Raw genomic sequence first — 19,103 nt, 5'->3', positions numbered from 1 at the left:
TTACATGTTGAACTGATTAGATGGGTTCAGTTTACTTGATAGAGAATAATACTTGATTATTCTAACGATGACACGAATCTATGATATTTGGATTCTTAAAAATAGAAAAGAGCGCACAAAGGCGCTCTTTAAATTGGTGATCAATCTTATTCAGTTACAAAAGTTACTTTGCCATCGACTAAAGATTTAACTCGCGCCAAAGATTCAACACGATAGCCTTTTTCAATGAGTAAATCACGACCGACTTGGAATGATTTCTCAATCACGATACCAACACCGACCACTTCAGCATTGGCTTGATGGATCAAATCAATCAGACCAAGTGCAGCTTGACCATTTGCCAAGAAGTCATCAATCACCAGTGCTTTATCACTTGAGTTGATGTGCTTGTTTGAAATCGCAATAGTACTTTCAGTTTGTTTGGTAAATGAAAACACTTTAGAACGGTAAAGATCATCTTTAAGCGTTAATGATTGGTATTTACGAGCGAAAATCACAGGTACACCGAGTTCTAGTCCAGCCATGATTGCTGGTGCAATCCCTGATGCTTCGATGGTAATGATTTTGGTAATACCTGCGTCTTTAAAGCGAGCAGCAAACTCTTTACCAATCAACTGCATAAGCACAGGGTCGATTTGGTGATTTAAGAAAGCATCAACTTTTAAGACTTGATCAGATAGAACGATACCTTCATTTAAGATTTTCTGTTCTAAAGCGTACACGGGAGAATCCTCTAAAACGGATGCTTTTTCAAGCAAAGGCATATTTTAGAAAGCATCGAAAAAATTGCAAGCCAAAATTACAGAGTTTGGTGATATTTCACATAAGTTTGCGATATCTGGTTGCTTTAGCGATTAATTGGATTTACCTGAATAGCCCGTTAATAATAGCCCATAAGATGATTTGCCATCATTGTGCGCCATTTTTACTGGAAGATAGTCAAGTTGTGGTGCTAACCAAAATACGGTATTGCGTTCAGGCTTGTCGTGTTGCATCACGACTTTAATCGTATTAAAGGTACCGTAATTGGTCTTGATCGTTTCGGTTCCTTGTCTTACAAAGCGACGATCATCCAATGCTTTTGCATCGGCGATTTGGTATTTGGTTCTGAGGGTATTATTTTTCAAATCTTCACGGATTTGCAGTTCAGCATTGAGTTCATCTAATGCGCCTGCTTGCCATGCAAATGAGCGAGATTTATCATCTTTTTTGGTATTGATGACTTTGCTGCTGGGGTTGAAGTTAATACTCATTGTATTGTTGTGGATTAAAATTTTGCTACTGCGGCTAAATTTCTGAGAAATAATTTTATTGTCTACAAAACCAAACTGACTGGTTTCAGACGCTGAAGCAATGCCACCCGCTTTCGCTGTAAATTGATAAGTCCAGTTGTTGCCTTGTTGAGACAAGGTACGAGTAGCTGAACCTAGGTTTTTATTGTTGTAGCTAAATTGATAGCTTGCTTGGAAGGGTGTCATTGCCAAAGCATGGCTCGATAAGCTTGCACACAAGATTGCAGCGGAGCTTACGGTGGTGATACCAAGAACTTTCGATAATTTCTTTGTCATAATACGATGTCCTTTGAATAAATACATCATGCATCACTCGCTTATCAGGAGGATTTATAATTATTATGCCTGTAGATTGTGAAGAAAAAATCAGGCTTTTTACTCAGCACTTGTTAATTTTCGTATAGATCATGGTGTTATATGTTTTATTGGCGGCAAGAACCTAGAGGTTACTTGCCTGATTTCGAGTGAATCTTATTTTTTCTTTAAGTTTTTTTGCAGGATGGGCGTCACCGTGGTGTCTTCTATATCCTCATCATCAAAGCGATCATCATCCGATGGATATAACATTGCAGCAAGATTGACATTGCCCCATACAATGAGTTCTGCTGGGCGAACCCGAGCACGATTGACGTGAACTTTACTGAGTGTTTCGATAATGCTTGGTTTTTTACCAAACCAGCGATTTAAATCAAGATATAGCAAATCATCTTTGACGGTCACAATTTCAAAATGCGCTAAAATCTTGCCTAGAGGATCTTCTTCTTTGAATTTTTGATAGTACCAAATGGCAATATAGAAGCCCCATTTTTGGAAGATATTTTTAAATTTTGCTTCGATGACTTGGGTATTACTAATTTGCTCAAACACCATTAATTGTACATGTTGATTCATTTCCATCTGAATCAGTTTTAAGTCTACAGAAAGTGTGGTGTGTAAACCTTTAACATCCAATGTAGTGTATAAACGTAGCCAACCATCATACAGATCTGCATGTAGGTCTTGCATGATCTCTACATTTTCTGTGACGTAACGCTCCATGGTTGCATTCACAAATACTTGTGAAAGTGGAAATTCTCTTTCTTCTTCGATGAATTCTTCGGCTTTTTGGTAAACTTTACGTAGACGTTTAACGACGGATGAGAGTAGCGTTTGCATAAAAGTTGTTCCAGAAAGTGAATGGTTTATTCGCCATCTTTTTTAGGGTCTGTTCACATTTCAGCCATACATTGCGTTATAGGCTAAAACAACACAAACAAGGCATGAAACGTAGGCAATGGTGATCCCCTTGTCAAGTTTCATAACGAGGTTTGAGGCAGTTTTAGCGATAACCCTTCGGGACAGGGACATTTTTTGCCGCTACTACGTTATGACTTACGCATTTAGAAATGCTAAATTTCATAAGTCATGCCTTGTATCGTCCAAAAAATGTCCGCTGTCGCAAGCATCTGTGAGATGTCAACAGACCCTACCTAAAAATAAAATTAAATTTGTAGCTTGCAGTGTAGCAAAATTAATTGCTACATTTTCATAAAATGAAGGTATGGAAACACTGCAACCATAAGTGGATCACATTTTTCTTAACTTTTGAATATTGGTTTGGTTTTTATACGGTGAGTGCCGTTGGGGATGCGACTTTTTGTCGCTTAAATACCATGTGGAATAAAATAAATTTTCGTACTGAGTTGTCTCATCATTGGTGGCAAGACCCAATTTTCGTTGGGGCTGTTGCTTTAGCGATGCTGTTACATGGCGGTGTGCTGGTGACTCAGTTTGCGATGCCATCTCCATCGGATACTTCGACCAAAGAAATCGCGGTTTCGGTTCGCTTAAGTCAAGAAAAAGTCAAAGATGCAGATTTTTTAGCGCAAGCTGATCAAACCGGTTCAGGTGACTTTCACAAAGCCCATCGTATGTCGAGTGATATGCCATCACCGATGCAAACTGATGCAACAGCAGGTGAAAACGAACTGGAGAGCCTTGAAACTATACAACAAAAGCGAGAGCTAAAATTTGAAGAAAAAGTGCTTATGACAGTGCTCAGTTGGCAGAAACAAGCAGAGCAAAGTGAGCGTAAAAAAGCTTTAGAAGAATTGCAAAGTCAGTTCCAAGCAAAAGCAGCGATGGTGGCAAGCTTAGAAGCGCAATATTTACAACGACAACAAAATTTCAGCCGTAAACAACGCATTAAAACCATTGATGGTATTCAGGCCAAACAAGATGCATCAGCGGCATATTTGGATAAGTTCCGCCAAAAGGTAGAATTGTATGGCAATCGCTATTATCCAGATGCAGCGAAGCAACAGCGTTTAGCGGGTGAAGTTCGCTTAATGGTGATTTTAAATGCGCAGGGTGGTATTCGTGCCATTCGTTTAATTGAGAGTTCTGGACACTCGATTTTGGATGAAGCTGCGCGCGCTTCGGTTCGTCGTGGAGCACCATTTGGTGCTTTTGATGCGGGTATGAAAGAGATTTCAGAATTACGTATCATTCGTACATGGCGTTTTGATCCCGTAGATGCCGAGTTTGAAGTGCATTAATTAAATGTGCTTTTGATAGGAATCCTAATGAAAAAAATTAATTAAAAAAAGTAGGTTGTGTCTTATAGATTCTTTATTTCGTTCCAAAACTTAAAAAAACAAAGAGTCACTTTTGATAGATGACCCTTGAATTGATAATAAAAACGATTATCATTTGCATGATATTTTCTGTTCATTTCCTTTAGGGCGTAAATGCATCCTTCTTTAAAGTTTCGGGGGAAGGTGATGCATCTCTCCAAGTGCTCTATACCTTTAATAAGGACATATTTTCATGCATCAATATTCGGCGTTAAGCATTTTTAAAGCGCACCCACTTGCACTAGCAATGGCGACAGTGTTATTACCTTCACTGGCTTTTGCTGAATCAAATAATGAAAGTGCTCAGTTGCCAACAATTATAGTAAAAGCAGAGGGTGATAAAGCTTCTGCATCTTATACAGCTGAAACAGCATCGACAGCACTACCTTTGAATTTGAAGTTAAAAGAAATTCCTCAATCAGTATCTGTCATCACTCAGCAACGTATGCAAGATCAAGGCTTAACTACACTGGTTGATGTAGCTGAAAATGTTACAGGTCTGACTGTAAATCGTTATGAGACCAATCGTGGTGGGATATATTCTCGTGGCTTCGTTGTAGATAATTATATTATTGATGGTATTCCGACAACGTATAGCTTGCCTTGGTCTTCGGGTGAGATTTTCGCTAGTACAGCGGCTTATGATCATATTGATGTTGTCCGTGGTGCAACCGGTTTAACGACTGGTACGGGGAATCCATCAGCTGCAATTAATATGGTACGTAAACGTGCAACGAGTAAAGTTCCTGCTGCCAATATTGAAGTGAGTGGTGGCAGTTGGAACAATTATAGTGTCATGGGCGATATTGCAAATAGTTTAAATGATTCTGGAACATTGCGTGGGCGAGCAGTTGCAAAATATGAGGAAGGGGATAGTTTTACTGATCTGTTAAGTAAAGAACGTTTAAGCTTATTACTTACAGGCGAAGCTGATTTAACAGATTCTACTTTGCTATCCGTCGGAGTAAGTTATCAAGAAGATGACCCGCGTGGACCAATGTGGGGCGGCTTACCTGTTTATTTTAGTGATGGCACACGTACAAACCTATCGAAAAAAACGACAACAAGTCAAGATTGGACGCGTTGGCAGGTTAAATATACAAATTGGTTTGCGGACCTTACGCAACAAATTAATGACAACTGGAATGTAAAGCTTTCTTATGCGCATGGTAAACGAGAAGCCGATTCTAAACTGTTTTATGTCTCAGGTTATCCGAATCGGCAAACAGGCTTGGGTTTATCTGGTTTTGCGGGTTCCTACGATGTAAATGTTGATCAAGACAATCTTGCATTGCAGATTGATGGTCGATTTGATTTATTTGGTCGAGATCATAAGGTTGTCGCAGGCTATCAATATTCAAATCAAGATTTTACCGCACTTGGTCGCACAGGCACTATGACACAACCTATAGAAAGTATATATCGTTGGAATACGTCTCTGGTTGAGCCAATATGGGGGGATTGGGCACCTTCAGAAAAATACACAGTAAAGCAAAATGCAGTTTTTGCTGCAGCACAATTATCTTTACTTGATCCACTTAAACTCATTGTGGGGGGGCGTGTTACAGATTATGAGAAAAAGCTGACTTTAAAAAATAGCAGTATTAAGCACGATCATGAGTTTATTCCTTATGCCGGAATAATTTATGATATCAATCCAAACTATTCAGCTTATGCCAGCTATACCAGTATCTTTCAACCACAAAGTCAAAAAGATTTTAGTGATAACTACCTTGATCCGATTAAAGGTAATAGTACTGAAATTGGTTTGAAATCATCATGGTTTGATCATCGGTTAAATGGGACTGTGGCGATTTTTAATATTAAACAGGATAATTTGGCACAGGCTGCGGGGCAGATAGAGCGAAAGATAGGTGAAACAAAGGTTTTAGAAACATATTACCGTGCTGCAAAAGGTGCTGAAAGCAAAGGTTTTGAGCTTGAGATTAGTGGTCAGATCACACCGAATTGGAATCTAACAGCAGGATATAGTCAGTATGAGGCTTCCGATGCAAAAGGAGACGATATCAACACGGAATTACCGCGTAAATTGATTCAAACCTATACCACTTACCAACTTCCAAATAAATGGGATGCGTTAAGTATTGGTGGTGGTATTAATTGGCAGAGTGATACTTATCTTGTTGCAAAGAATCTCCCTGCTGGTGCAGATCCTAAGATAGTGCAAGGCTCATATGCTTTAGTTAATTTAATGGCTAAATATAAAATCAATAAAGACTTCTCAGCCCAATTAAATATCAATAATGTATTTGATAAAGATTATTACGGTGTATTTCCAGCGTATGGGCAAATCACTCATGGCGCGCCACGTAATGCAACCTTAACGCTACGTTATCAGTTCTAAATATCGGATGAAATAAAAAAAACGGCTTAATGAAAGCCGTTTTTTATTGTGTATGTGGATAAGTTATTCATTATCCACAATCCATTTTAAGCTGAGTATGAGCGTTCTACTTTGCAGATCTCAACACTAAAGCTTTGATACCACTTTGCTTTACCTAGATGCTGAGCAACTTGATGTTCTGCATCTTGTTGCCAGAGCTTTATATCTTCCAAGCAATTCCAGTATGAAAGCGCAATTTCAAAGCCATTTTCACTACATGCTTCAAACTTTACACAGTTAAATTCCGTTAAAGCTTTATTTCTTAGCTTTTGCGCCATTTCTGAATAAGTTGCATCAAGTTGTTTAATCGTGGCTTTAAAAATGACGATATACATAGATACTTTACTCAGATCTCATCGGCTTGGTATGGGTTTGCAACCCCGAGCTTTTTAAGAATCGCGATTTCCAAAGCTTCCATTTCTTCAGCATCTGTTTCATTGGTTTCGTGATCGTAACCCAATAAATGTAAAACACCATGAACAAGTAGGTGAGTGAAATGTTGGTTCGGTGTTTTTTGTTGCTCAGTGGCTTCTTGTAAAACCACAGGAATACAAATAACCAAATCACCCAGAGGCTCTGCATCCAGTAGGTTAAGCATTTCTTCTGGGATATCACTTGGAAAAGACAGTACATTGGTCGGTTTGTCTTTTTCACGATATTGCAAATTCAGCTCATGGCTTTCAGCAATATCAACACAAGCAATGCCTATTTCGCAGTCAACCTCGAAACCAACATGACGTAATGCTGTTTCGAGCTGTTTTTTGATTTGACCACGTTTTAGGGGGAGTTCAGCCGTTTGAAAGTCTTGTTGAAGACTTAGATTGATTTTCAAAAATAGATCCTTAATTAATCGTCCTCACCCCCACTGTTATAAAGCAGGGGTGAGGTTTTTCTTAAATGTGTTGTGCATCTGCTGCGGAGTCATTCTCTGCAATCAGCGCTTCTTGTTTGGCTTTACGTTCGGCACGGGCTTCAGCGGATAAACGCTGTTGCTCACTGTCCCAGCCTTCGTAAGCTTCAACAATCTTTTGTACCAATTGATGACGAACCACATCACGAGAGTGGAAACGTGTGATATGGATTTCATGTACATTTTCTAGGACACGCAAAGCTTGTGCTAAACCAGATTGCTGACCACGCGGCAAATCGACTTGCGTGACATCACCCGTAATTACAGCACGAGAACCAAAGCCTAAACGAGTGAGGAACATCTTCATTTGTTCAGGCGTGGTGTTTTGCGCTTCATCTAAAATCACAAAAGAGTGATTTAAGGTACGACCACGCATATAAGCAAGCGGGGCAACCTCAATCACTTGACGCTCGATCAGTTTGGCGACTTTCTCGAAGCCAAGCATTTCATATAAAGCGTCATAAAGTGGGCGTAAATATGGATCAATTTTTTGGGTTAAATCACCGGGTAAAAAACCAAGTTTCTCACCTGCTTCGACAGCAGGACGAACCAATAAGATACGTTGGATTTCATTACGTTCAAGCATATCGACGGCAGCAGCAACAGCTAGGTAAGTTTTACCTGTACCTGCTGGACCAATACCGAACGAAATATCACTTTGTAGGATACGTTGCACATAGCGTTTTTGGTTTGTGCCGCGAGGATTAATTCGGCCTTTACGGGTCTGGAAATAGACATCTAAGGGGGTCTCATCTTGATCTACTCCTTCACCGACCAATTCGAAGTCTCGGTCGGTTTGGGAGGATTGGATCATAAGATGGAGTAAATCAGCACTGACTTGTTGTGATGTTTCAGACTCCGCATAGAGCCGTTGCAATAATGCTTCGGCTCGTTCGACCGTTTCAATCTCACCGTCGAGGTAGAAAGCATCGCCTCGGTGAGTAATTTTGACATCTAAACGTTGTTCGATTTGTTTTAAATGCCCGTTATACGCACCGAGCATGCTTTTTAAGCGTTCCATTGAAATCTCAGGGAACGTTACTGTACGTCGAATCGCTGCAGTCAAGAGAAACCCTCTTATTGACTTATGAGAATGCCTCTACATTACGCCACGTCAGGTTCAAGATTCAAGAGTTCACCATAAACTAAATTTAAAGTTTTAATTTCAGTAATCTCAATTTCTGCGAAACGTCCAACCCAAGTTGCATCACCGATAAAGGCAACCAAACGAGTATTGTCAGCTGTTCCCATTAATACATTTGGATCTTTATCAGATACTTTTTCAATCAGCACACGTTCGATTTTACCCAGCATGGCATCGGTTTTATCTATGCTCGATTTTTTAATCACTTGCTGCACTTGTGCTAAACGATCTTTTTTCACTTGATCAGGTGTGTCATCAGCGAGGTCAGAAGCAGGTGTGCCCGGACGTTTTGAATACACAAAACTATAAGAGTGGTCAAAATCTAAGTCTTTAATAAACTGTAAGGTTTCAGCAAAGTGCGCATCAGTTTCACCTGGGAAACCAATAATAAAGTCACTGGATAAGTGCATATCTGGACGGACTTTACGGAGTTTGGCGATTTTATCAATATACACATCAATGGTGTGATTACGTTTCATGGCTTGGAGTACATCGTTTGAACCGCTTTGTACAGGTAAATGCAAATGCGACACCATTTGTGGTAAGTCGCGGTAGCATTGAATCAGTTCATCAGAAAATTCAAGTGGGTGAGAGGTGGTATAACGCAAACGTCCAATTCCAGGGATTTCAGCCACTAGGCGAAGTAGTTCTGGGAACGTACAGATATCACCCTCAAATGTTTCACCACGATAACCATTGACATTTTGACCAAGCAAGCTGATCTCACGTACACCTTTTTCTGCGAGTCCTGCAATTTCCGCCAAGACATCATCCAGTGGGCGAGAAACTTCTTCACCACGAGTATAAGGAACGACACAAAATGAACAGTATTTAGAACAACCTTCCATGATCGACACGAAAGCTTTAAAGCCTTCCACGCGTGGTTCTGGTAGAAAGTCGAACTTTTCAATATCTGGGAAAGAAATATCAACCAGTTTAATTTTATCTTTTTTCGGTTTTTCGATTTGGGCCTGATGCTGATCAAGCATTTGCGGTAACCGATGGAGGGTCTGTGGACCAAAGACCATATCGACATAAGGTGCGCGTTTCTGAATGTTGTCGCCTTCTTGCGATGCAACACAGCCACCAACACCAATCACGAGATCTGGATTCTGTTCTTTGAGTTTGCGCCAACGTCCCAATCCGCTAAAAACCTTTTCTTGAGCTTTTTCACGAATAGAACAAGTGTTCATCAGTAAAATGTCAGCTTCTTTGGGATCAGTGGTCAGTACATAACCGTGTGAATCGCCGAGTAAATCTGCCATACGGTGACTGTCATACTCATTCATCTGACACCCTTGCGTTTCAATATAAAGTTTTTTAATTGAAACATCAGTGGTGTGCATTGGCTGGGTAACAGTGTTTTCTGAGGCAGCTTTTAAAGCACTTGGAATGAATGTTTGAACCGTCATGCAGGCTCCTGAACAAGGTGAGTTTGAACAAAGCGCGGATTATAGCAGTATTTTTGTATGTGCGGAGAGAATAAAAAACTGACAAAAAAAGACAGTTTGTGATGAAAATTGTATAAGCGTTAATGAATATGAATCAGTAAGTTACATAACACAACAATAGAGGAAAGCTAGACTTATTACACTATCACCGTTGGGTGAATTGGGCATATTGATTGATGACGATGAAAAAGCAAGGTGATTTTATAACGATGGAAAGTAATAAAGTGAACAACAAGAACAACTTCCGCCGTTTTATCGCAATGGGTGGCTTGCTAGCGTGTTCATCCGTCTATGCTTTAGATGCACAGTTTAATGATGCTTTACGTGCCGCCAATGCCAGTAACATTGCGATGCTCGATCAATTTCAAGAGCAAATGCAAAATGATGTATTGGGCTATTATCCAGAATACTGGAAATTAAATACCAATCTTGGTTTTCAGCCTGCATCTGCCGTTATTAGTTTTGCTCAACGCTATCCGCAATCTGCGATGGCAGAAAAGTTGGCAGCAGATTATGTTGAGGAAAAAGTTAAACTTGCGAGTTTTGCTGAAGCTAAACCCGTATTAAGTTATGTGACCAATCCTGACCAAGCAGAAAGCTGTGCCATCGCGCAAGTCAGAGCGAGAACTGGAGACAGTTTAGTTTTTGCTGAATATAAAGACATTTGGTTGACCACAAATTCTCAACCTGAATCATGCAATGGTTTAGGTCGAATGATGCTTTCTAGTCCATTAATGACCGCACAAGATCGTCAGCAAAGATTGTGGGGACAGTTACGTGCAGGGCAGTCAGGGCCAGCTATCGCAACTGCACAAGCACTTGGATTGAGTTTATCTTTAGCACAGTTCAATCAGATTCAAGCCAATCCATTAGAGTATTTATGGAGTGCGACCAAAAGCAATGATGCTGATTATGCTTATCTCATTTTCGCTATCGGGCGGCTTGCGGATAATGACCTAACCAATGCATTGGCCAATCTTCCACGTGCTGTTCAAGACACGCCACCTGCAGTACAACAGTATTTGTATCGTACAGTGGGCTATGTCGGCGGTACTACGGTCATGAAAAATGGTTTTAATCGTAGCGTGCTGAATGCTTTCGATCAAAGTTATGGTTATCCATTTAGTCCTGAAGAAGCGGAAATTTATGCGCGTCAGTCGATTCGATTTGGTTCATGGGAAAGTCTGATTCGTGCGATTGATGCGATGTCGGTAACCCAGAAGCAAGAAGATCGTTGGCAATATTGGCTGGCTCGAGCGTCTGAGCAACGTTCAGATGCAGCATCTAAACAAGCAGCCCAGCAGATTTATCGTAGACTGGCTCAAGCTGGTGATGACTATCATAATTTACTTGCCAAAGATCGTTTAGGCGAACGGTATAATCATAAGCCATACGATGAACAACCAAGTTCACAAGATATTCAACGACTCAACCAAAATATTCATTTTAAGCGAGCATTTACATTAAGAGATGTCAATGCACCTGCAACGTATACCAATAGAGAATGGAATTGGGCTGTTCGACAAGCCTATTTGCAACAAGATGATGGCCTATTATTGGCAGCGGCAAAACGCGCACATGATATGGGTTGGTATGATCGAGCGATTTATGCGGCTGATCGAACCACATCGAAACATAATGATACCTATCGTTATACTACCCCGCATCGTAGTAATGTGAGCAGTCATAGCTACAATGCTGGCGTTGATCCTGCTTGGGCTTATGGTCTGATGCGTCAAGAAAGTCGTTTTGTCACTTCAGCTCGCTCGCATGTTGGCGCAGGTGGCTTAATGCAAATCATGCCAAATACAGCGAAGTTAATTGCGCGTCAAATGGGTGAAACCTATAACCCCGCAGCATTAAGTGAAATGAATACCAACATTCGTTACGGCACCTATTATCTTTCTATGATTCAAGGGCAACTGAGTGGGAATGCAGTGCTGGCAACAGCAGGTTATAACGCAGGTCCGAATCGTGCGCGACGTTGGCAACCTGATGGTCAAACCATTGCTGCGGATCAATACACAGAAAGCATTCCATTATTGGAGACACGTGACTACGTTAAACATGTCATGACCAATGCAACACATTATGGTGTGGTGCTTGGACAGGGTCCTCAATCCCTAGAAAAAAGGATGGGGGCGATTCCTGTACGCAATACCCCTTAAAAATACAATTGGATGTTTAATTTGAAATCATGAAGTTTTGGCATTTGATGAAATCGATAGATTTACTTGAAAGGCGGTTGACAAAATTGGGGCAGGCATTGCTCTGTTGCATCATCTTGTCATTTGGCACGCCATTGTATGCAGCAGATCGCCCGAATATTGCTGGCTATATCTTGCATGTGCAAATGACGCCTGCTGTTTGTGCCTTAGATTCTTCAAAACAAAAACAACGTAAATGTCTAGAGGGGTATTCGCTTACAATTTCAAGTCTACTTCCAGAAGTTCCTGTAAATCGTAATTGTGAAACGAAATCATCTGCTCAGTTTTCACCGCTGCAAGCAACCGTGGTTGCACGTGTGATGCCAAACGAAAATGAACGTGTACAGCTTTGGCAGAGTGTAGGGGGCTGCGTTCCGATGAATGCCAGTCAATATTTTAGGACGATTATTAACTTTGCAGAGCGCTTAAAAGTTCCAGCAGATCTAACCAGTCCAAATACAATTGCGGTTCAGAAAGAAAGTCTTAGACAGCAATTCACCAAATTAAATCCATCCTTACCAGCGAATGGTATTCGCTTTAGCTGTCAATCCTCAAAATCAGATTCGATTTTAACGGAAATACGCGTCTGTTATCAGAAAAATGGGCAATATAAACAATGTGCTAGCCATGTTGTGACAGGATGCCCAAATGAATTTACGATTAAAGGCAGTTATTAACTTTTTGACTGGCTTGATTTGTATTTTCTATCAGACTTTTGTTGAAATCATTCTCTTTTACATGCATAAGATGCTGCTTTAGAGTACAATCTTTGCCGTTTATGATAATTCGATTGAGTCACAACTGAACTCAATCGTGCTAACGCACCTCATTGGAGAATATCACATGAAGCAACCCGTTCGTGTTGCCGTTACAGGCGCTGCAGGTCAAATTGGTTATAGCTTATTATTCCGTATTGCAAGCGGTGAAATGCTAGGTAAAGATCAACCTGTAATTTTACAATTGCTTGAAGTTCCTTTTGAGAAAGCTCAACAAGCGCTTAAAGGCGTGATGATGGAACTTGATGACTGTGCTTTCCCATTATTGGCAGGCATGATCGGGACTGATGATCCTAAAGTTGCATTCAAAGATGCAGACTATGCTTTGTTAGTTGGTTCTCGTCCACGTGGTCCAGGTATGGAACGTGCTGACTTGTTAAAAGTCAACGGTGAAATCTTCATTGGTCAAGGTCAAGCACTAAACGAAGTTGCGAGCCGTGATGTTAAAGTATTGGTTGTGGGTAACCCTGCAAACACCAATGCTTATATCGCAATGAAATCTGCTCCAGATCTTCCAGCGAAAAACTTTACAGCAATGCTACGTCTTGACCACAACCGTGCGTTGACTCAAATTGCTCAAAAAGCGGGTGTTGCAGTTTCTGATATTGAAAAATTAACAGTTTGGGGTAACCACTCTCCAACAATGTATGCCGACTACCGTTTTGCAACTGCAAATGGCGAAAGCTTAAAAGACAAAATCAACGATGCAGAATGGAATAAAGATACATTCCTTCCAACAGTTGGTAAACGTGGTGCTGCGATCATCGAAGCACGTGGTTTGTCTTCAGCTGCTTCAGCTGCTAATGCTGCAATCGATCATATGCGTGACTGGGCGTTGGGTACAAACGGCAAATGGGTAACTATGGGTATCCCATCTGACGGTTCTTATGGTATTCCAGAAGGCGTAATGTACGGTGTGCCAGTAACTTGTGAAAATGGCGAATACACACGTGTTGAAGGTCTTGAAATTGATGAATTCAGCCGTGAGCGTATGAACATCACACTTCAAGAACTTGAAGATGAACGTGCGGCAATTGCTGACATGTTAAAATAATTTATCTATTTTTAGATAAGTTTGAGAACGCCTTCATTTGAAGGCGTTTTTTTATGCGTTAAAAATGATAAACACAAAAAGCAACAAGAAAATAAATGTCTTTTCTGCAACGACTTCTTGTTTGTTGTTAAATTGGATATAGAAGATTAAAGGAGAAGAAAAATGTTTGAGCAACAACCGACATTAGAATTATTGTTTGAACAGCTAGGACTTGGCGCTGATGAAGCCGCAATTGAACGTTTTGTCCAAACGCATCAACTCAGTGCTGGACAAAGACTGCATGAAGCTGAGTTTTGGAGTGCAGGACAAAGAGATTTCTTAAAAAGTCATATTGATAAAGATGATGAGTGGGCGATCGTGATTGATGAACTGAATCAACAACTACACCTTGATAGTACACATTAAAAAATCAAAAAACAAAGCTCACATGATTAGGGTCTGTTGACATTTCAGCCATGCATTGCGTTATAGGCAAAAACGACTCAAACAAGGCATGAAGCGCAGGCAATGGCGATCCCCTTGTCAAGTTTCATAACGAAGTTTGGGGAAGTTTTAGCCATAACCCTATGGGACAGGGACATTTTACTTGCGGAACGTTGTTCCTCATACTGCGTTATCTTGCGAAACAGTGTTTCTCATCATTTAGAATGACTAAATTTCGCAAAACATGCCTTGTACCATCTAAAAAATGTCCACTGTCGCAATGAGAGCTGTAGCTCGTAAGGTGAAATGTCAACAGACCCTAGTGAGCTTTATTTCGTATGAGAGCTTTAAACCAGTCTTCCTGACGGATTAACTTAAATGCTGAATGTTCTTGTAATAACGCTAAATCATAGTCGATACATGACACATATTTTTTCAACCAGTGTTGAGTTAAAGCATTTTCTTTTTTAGCGGTTGAGGCATAGGCCAAAAAGAAATAAATATCCACATGATGGTTATGTGCCAAAGGTTTTAAAATTTGCTGGGTAATTAAAGCAAAGCGCTGCTCTTTGGTCAGTTCAAAGTACATCATATATGCTTTGGCTAAATATAAAGACAAATTCAAATACAAGCTCAGGGACATTTCATCATTTGCAATACGTGCCTGTTCAAGCAGGACAATGGCTTCTTGTAAAAAATGCACTTGTTCCTGACGAATATGGCTCAGCATGACCAATTGCAAGCGCAAGTCAGCACGCTCTAAAGCCAGCTCTGGTGTGTCACTCGATAGATAGAGTTGATCTGTTTCACCAATACGAGCAATTACATCTTTGGTTTCATTCGTCATTCATTGATCCAAAATCGTCAGTTATGCTTAGATATATAAGGCTATTTGTCGCAATTTAAAGGTTGATATACCATAAACTTCACAACCTTACTTTACGTGTGTATTTCAGCGGGGCTATCCATTCCAAATCGAATTACTACTCCGTAGCCACGCTGTAATGGATAAGCGCTGTTGCTTTGACCGCAACACTTCATGTAATAAATCACTTTGGAAGATGACAAGGCGGTTTGATACAGGTTGGATGATGTGCCACTGATCATTTTTATCTTGGAGTCGTAACTGACCACCCCAATCTTCTTGCCAGCTTTCGTGTAAGTAAAAAACGGTTGAAATCATACGATCATTCTTTTGTTGAGGATTGTCGCGATGCAATGCGTAAAACTCACCTGCGTTATAACAAGCAAAATGAGCTTCGACTTCTTTAATCCCCAAATAGAATGCTTGATTCAATGCCTGCGATAAGTTTTCTAAAGTGTTGATATGCTTTTCAGCAATTGGGAGTTGATCATCAATCCACAAAATGTGATCACTTCGAATATGGCTGACGACACCATTTTGTATACCTGCTGCTCGAAATGCTTCCAAATTTGAACTACATTCTTGAACCAGATCTCGCACATATTCATGTGGGTATACATCGTCCACCAAAGCAAATCCAGACGTATTTAAATCATCTAAAATTTGATCAATATTCCAAGATGTAGGAAGCGAGGTGAATTGCATACAGTTCCAGTTAACATTCATTTGATTACAGCACAATTTTAGATGATCACATCAACGTTAAAGAATAGCCTTTATTTTCATGATAAACTATCCTTTGAATTGAGGAATAATTGTCAACATGAATTACCGTCACCATTTCCATGCAGGTAACTTTGCCGATGTTATGAAGCATGTACTTTTGCTTCAACTGCTTACTCGTTTAAATGCTAAAGATAAACCATATCGGTATATCGACACCCATGGTGGGGCGGGTAAATATAATTTATCACTTGCACCATCACAAAAATCAGGCGAGTTCCTCACAGGAATTCATCGTTTAGTGCAATTAAGCGAGATGGAAAAGCGCCAAGCACCTGAGTCTATTCAGGAGTTTTTAAAATTAGTTGGCAAGATACGCGAGCAGGAAGGTAAGGGGAGTTACCCGGGTTCACCTTGGTTTGCTTTACAGGCAATGCGAGATATTGATAAAGCGACTGTATTTGAAATGCAGCGCGATGTATTTGCCGAGTTACGTCATCATATTCATGATAAACGCATGGGCTTACATGAGCGTGATGCTTATGAAGGCTTATTTGGGGTTATTCCCCCTAAAGAAAAGCGTGGATTGGTGATGATCGATCCACCATACGAATTAGAGCGTAAAGACTTTCCGCAATTGGTTGAACTTTTACAAGTCGCGCATAGCAAGTGGCCAACAGGTGTATTTGCGGTTTGGTATCCAATTAAAGATCGTGCCATGATCGACCGTTTTGAAAAGAAAATGTTTAAAACTGGGATCCGTCGTCAATTGGTCTGCGAAATTTGTGTATGGCCTGATGATACGCCAGTGGGATTAAATGGTTGTGGCTTACTGGTGATTAACCCGCCGTGGAAATTCTCAGAAGACGCTGATCAGGCTTTACAATGGTTATTTCCACATTTGCGTATGAGTGAAAATGGTGGTCATGCTGCAGTACGTTGGTTGGTGGGTGAGTAACCCGCCGACGTCAAAATATTGTCGAGGAATTGAAAATAATGACAAATTCTCCTAAACCTGATTCTGATTCAAATAAAGATGGGCGTTCTTTTGATCGCATTACATTTGAAGTGGAAGAAGAAGAGCATACGCACGAAGGGCAAAAAGTAAAACGTCGTGGTATTTACCTATGGCCAAACCTAATTACAACAGCGGCGCTTCTATCTGGTTTTTACTCAATCATTGCGAGTATGAATGGAAACTTTAATCAAGCGATCTATGCGATTTTCCTCGCTGCATTGCTTGATGGGTTAGATGGTCGAGTGGCGCGTGCGATTGGTGCACAGAGTGCCTTCGGCGAACAATATGATTCATTATCTGATCTGCTGGCTTTTGGGGTTGCACCTGCAATCTTAATGTATAGCTGGAGCTTACATGATTTAGGACGTATTGGTTTAGCGTGTTGCTTTATCTATACCGCATGTGCGGCATTCCGCTTGGCACGTTTCAATGTGCAAATTGGTGTGGTGGATAAACGTTACTTTATTGGTATCGCTAGCCCACTTGCTGCGGTCACTGTGATTTCACTGGTTTGGGTCGGACGTGATTATCCATTTATTTTTGATTTAAAAGATATTGTGATTCAAGTTATTAACTCTGTCGTTATGGTAGGGATTGGGTTGTTGATGATTTCAAATATCAAGTATTACTCATTTAAACAAATGGATCGTAAACGCGTACCATTTGTCGTGATGTTGCCTGTAGTCTTGATTTTTGCTGCGATCACGTACAACATTCCAGTAGGTATCTTGATTGTATGTATCCTATATGTGCTCTCAGGGTTTGTAACGACTTTATTTGCGAAAAAGAATGACTCAAAAATAACAACTTAAAATCGGGAGGTTCAGTATGCCAATGTTGATGAGTAACAATCAATTAAAGCAACTGAACCTCAATAAGTCAGATGCTTTAACTTTCTATCCGCCCAAAGGTTTATTTAAAATCGTTTATCAGGCGTTGATTCTGCCGAATCTGCCTGCACCTTTTCATTATCTGAATTTCATTAGTTTAATTGGTCAGCCACGTATTCCGATTTGCTATAACGCCAGTGCGATCACCACAACAGCGATTGATACGGCAACGGTATTAGTGAGCAGCAGTGTAGCAACAGTTGGACATCTCAAAAGTTATAGTGCCAAAGAGCAATGCCAATTTGAAATTGATCGCTATCAATTTCTTGATATTGACGATATCCAAGTCGAATCACCCAATTATTATTTTAAACGATTTGATGAAGAATTAAGTTGTCAGTTAAAAGTAAATACCTACACTGAAATCGAAAATCATTCGGCTTTGCAATGGGGTGTCGCTGACTATTGGTATGCAAGGTGCCAGTGTGAAGGTGAAATTACCTATAAAGAACAAAAATATCAAATAGAAGCACAAGGTATTCTGAAGCATGCCAGAGCAGTTTATTTGCCATTTATCGCCTTTCATTTTTTTACTTATCAAATTATTCAAATTCGTTCAGATCTTCAAATCATACTGTCTGAGTTAAGGAATCAATGGAATAACATCATTTTTTCAAGAATTGAAATCCAGCACGACCAACAACAGACCATACTTTATGATCAGCACGTTATTTTTGATGTAACACGGGTTTATCCTAAAATCCAAACACCAAATGGGCGTGATATGTATTTGGCGCGAGAGTTTATTTGGCAATGTCAGGAAAATAATCAAGTTACTTTTCACCTGAAAGCACAAAGTCGAGGCGATTATAAATTTGGTTTAGCCGCAGGTTATGTGGGAAGTTTTCACTATCAGTTAATTTGGAAAAATGAATCATACGAAGGCACGGGGTATTGTGAATATATTGATTGCCGTCCTTTGCATTGGCAAGAAAAGAGTAAAACAGAGCAAATATTAGATCAAATCCCACATTTTCAGCCTTATTTGTGCAAGAAATAGACACTCGTCACAATAAGTTAAAAAAAAGGGTTGTGTGGAGTTAGAAATGCTGTAGAATGCACATCCATCGGCGGTGATGCAGATAAAAACTGGTTGAGAAACAAGGGTTTGGATTGAAAGATTTAAATCTTGTGTTTGAGAATAAGTTTTAAAAATATCTAAATTGCCTGTTGACTTTTAAGAGATTAAGAGTAATATAGCCGACCTAGCTTGATGGTGACGAATCATCGAGAAGATCATTAAGAATTGAAGAAGAACAACTTGTGTGGATTTTTACTGGTTAATCGATCGAAATTATTTTCATTGATTAGATGGTAGAAATTACTCGAAG

Annotated in this window: 18 protein-coding genes; 9 read left to right on the top strand and 9 right to left on the bottom strand. The window is 40.1% G+C overall.

Going from position 1 to position 19,103, the window contains the following annotated elements:
• Positions 1–146: 146 nt before the first annotated feature.
• The 3 genes from MMO38_RS08770 to MMO38_RS08760 form a co-directional block, all read right to left on the bottom strand.
• Positions 147–722 carry a xanthine phosphoribosyltransferase gene (locus MMO38_RS08770; RefSeq protein ID WP_034594882.1) on the bottom strand — a complete coding sequence of 192 codons (576 nt, stop codon included), beginning with the start codon at positions 720–722 and terminating at the stop codon, positions 147–149.
• A gap of 132 nt (positions 723–854) precedes the next feature.
• Complete coding sequence (locus tag MMO38_RS08765) at positions 855–1,568, bottom strand: DUF3108 domain-containing protein (RefSeq protein WP_241323273.1); 714 nt, start codon at positions 1,566–1,568, stop codon at positions 855–857.
• Between the two features lie 195 nt (positions 1,569–1,763).
• Positions 1,764–2,447, bottom strand: coding sequence for a hypothetical protein (locus tag MMO38_RS08760; protein WP_004668618.1), 684 nt, complete (start codon positions 2,445–2,447; stop codon positions 1,764–1,766).
• 497 nt (positions 2,448–2,944) lie between these two features.
• Here MMO38_RS08760 and MMO38_RS08755 point away from each other — a divergent pair, with 497 nt between their 5' ends.
• Together MMO38_RS08755 and MMO38_RS08750 are read left to right on the top strand one after the other, a co-directional pair.
• Positions 2,945–3,829: an energy transducer TonB gene (locus MMO38_RS08755; RefSeq protein WP_241323350.1), complete on the top strand. Its 885-nt coding sequence runs from the start codon at positions 2,945–2,947 to the stop codon at positions 3,827–3,829.
• 271 nt (positions 3,830–4,100) lie between these two features.
• A complete protein-coding gene (locus MMO38_RS08750; RefSeq protein ID WP_241323272.1) occupies positions 4,101–6,272 on the top strand; it encodes a TonB-dependent siderophore receptor in 2,172 nt (723 codons plus the stop codon).
• 86 nt (positions 6,273–6,358) lie between these two features.
• On the opposite strand, the gene MMO38_RS08745 is transcribed toward MMO38_RS08750, so the two are convergent.
• The 4 genes from MMO38_RS08745 to miaB form a co-directional block, all read right to left on the bottom strand.
• The gene (locus tag MMO38_RS08745; protein WP_241323271.1) at positions 6,359–6,646 is read right to left on the bottom strand and encodes an antibiotic biosynthesis monooxygenase; all 288 of its coding nucleotides are present in this window, start codon (positions 6,644–6,646) and stop codon (positions 6,359–6,361) included.
• Between the two features lie 11 nt (positions 6,647–6,657).
• Positions 6,658–7,143: an rRNA maturation RNase YbeY gene (gene ybeY / locus MMO38_RS08740; RefSeq protein ID WP_130161995.1), complete on the bottom strand. Its 486-nt coding sequence runs from the start codon at positions 7,141–7,143 to the stop codon at positions 6,658–6,660.
• 61 nt (positions 7,144–7,204) lie between these two features.
• Complete coding sequence (locus tag MMO38_RS08735) at positions 7,205–8,287, bottom strand: PhoH family protein (RefSeq protein ID WP_241323270.1); 1,083 nt, start codon at positions 8,285–8,287, stop codon at positions 7,205–7,207.
• Positions 8,288–8,325: 38 nt separating this feature from the next.
• Positions 8,326–9,777 carry a tRNA (N6-isopentenyl adenosine(37)-C2)-methylthiotransferase MiaB gene (gene miaB, locus MMO38_RS08730; protein WP_004668629.1) on the bottom strand — a complete coding sequence of 484 codons (1,452 nt, stop codon included), beginning with the start codon at positions 9,775–9,777 and terminating at the stop codon, positions 8,326–8,328.
• Between the two features lie 248 nt (positions 9,778–10,025).
• On the opposite strand from miaB, the gene MMO38_RS08725 reads away from it, so the two are divergent.
• From MMO38_RS08725 to MMO38_RS08710, 4 genes are all read left to right on the top strand, one after another.
• Positions 10,026–11,984, top strand: coding sequence for a lytic transglycosylase domain-containing protein (locus MMO38_RS08725; protein WP_241323269.1), 1,959 nt, complete (start codon positions 10,026–10,028; stop codon positions 11,982–11,984).
• Positions 11,985–12,031: 47 nt separating this feature from the next.
• A complete protein-coding gene (locus tag MMO38_RS08720) occupies positions 12,032–12,700 on the top strand; it encodes a ribonuclease I (protein WP_241323268.1) in 669 nt (222 codons plus the stop codon).
• A gap of 166 nt (positions 12,701–12,866) precedes the next feature.
• A complete protein-coding gene (locus MMO38_RS08715) occupies positions 12,867–13,853 on the top strand; it encodes a malate dehydrogenase (protein WP_004668635.1) in 987 nt (328 codons plus the stop codon).
• 162 nt (positions 13,854–14,015) lie between these two features.
• Positions 14,016–14,258: a DUF2789 family protein gene (locus tag MMO38_RS08710; RefSeq protein WP_005195028.1), complete on the top strand. Its 243-nt coding sequence runs from the start codon at positions 14,016–14,018 to the stop codon at positions 14,256–14,258.
• A gap of 337 nt (positions 14,259–14,595) precedes the next feature.
• On the opposite strand, the gene MMO38_RS08705 is transcribed toward MMO38_RS08710, so the two are convergent.
• Complete coding sequence (locus tag MMO38_RS08705; RefSeq protein WP_241323267.1) at positions 14,596–15,123, bottom strand: hypothetical protein; 528 nt, start codon at positions 15,121–15,123, stop codon at positions 14,596–14,598.
• 114 nt (positions 15,124–15,237) lie between these two features.
• The gene (locus MMO38_RS08700) at positions 15,238–15,846 is read right to left on the bottom strand and encodes a 2OG-Fe(II) oxygenase (protein WP_004668640.1); all 609 of its coding nucleotides are present in this window, start codon (positions 15,844–15,846) and stop codon (positions 15,238–15,240) included.
• Between the two features lie 118 nt (positions 15,847–15,964).
• Between MMO38_RS08700 and rlmJ the strand changes: the two genes are divergently transcribed.
• Genes rlmJ through MMO38_RS08685 form a run of 3 tightly spaced genes read left to right on the top strand, consistent with a single transcriptional unit; the run spans position 15,965 to position 18,772 of the window.
• Positions 15,965–16,822 carry a 23S rRNA (adenine(2030)-N(6))-methyltransferase RlmJ gene (gene rlmJ / locus MMO38_RS08695; RefSeq protein ID WP_241323266.1) on the top strand — a complete coding sequence of 286 codons (858 nt, stop codon included), beginning with the start codon at positions 15,965–15,967 and terminating at the stop codon, positions 16,820–16,822.
• A gap of 38 nt (positions 16,823–16,860) precedes the next feature.
• A complete protein-coding gene (pssA, locus tag MMO38_RS08690; protein ID WP_004668642.1) occupies positions 16,861–17,694 on the top strand; it encodes a CDP-diacylglycerol--serine O-phosphatidyltransferase in 834 nt (277 codons plus the stop codon).
• 16 nt (positions 17,695–17,710) lie between these two features.
• On the top strand, positions 17,711–18,772 hold the full coding sequence (locus MMO38_RS08685) for a DUF6670 family protein (RefSeq protein ID WP_241323265.1): 1,062 nt from the start codon (positions 17,711–17,713) through the stop codon (positions 18,770–18,772).
• Positions 18,773–19,103 lie beyond the last annotated feature (331 nt).

The sequence above is a fragment of the Acinetobacter sp. NIPH 1852 genome (genome assembly GCF_022549455.1).
GTDB lineage: Bacteria > Pseudomonadota > Gammaproteobacteria > Pseudomonadales > Moraxellaceae > Acinetobacter.
Note: the sequence above shows the minus strand (reverse complement) of the source record. Positions and strands in the feature narration are given on the sequence as shown.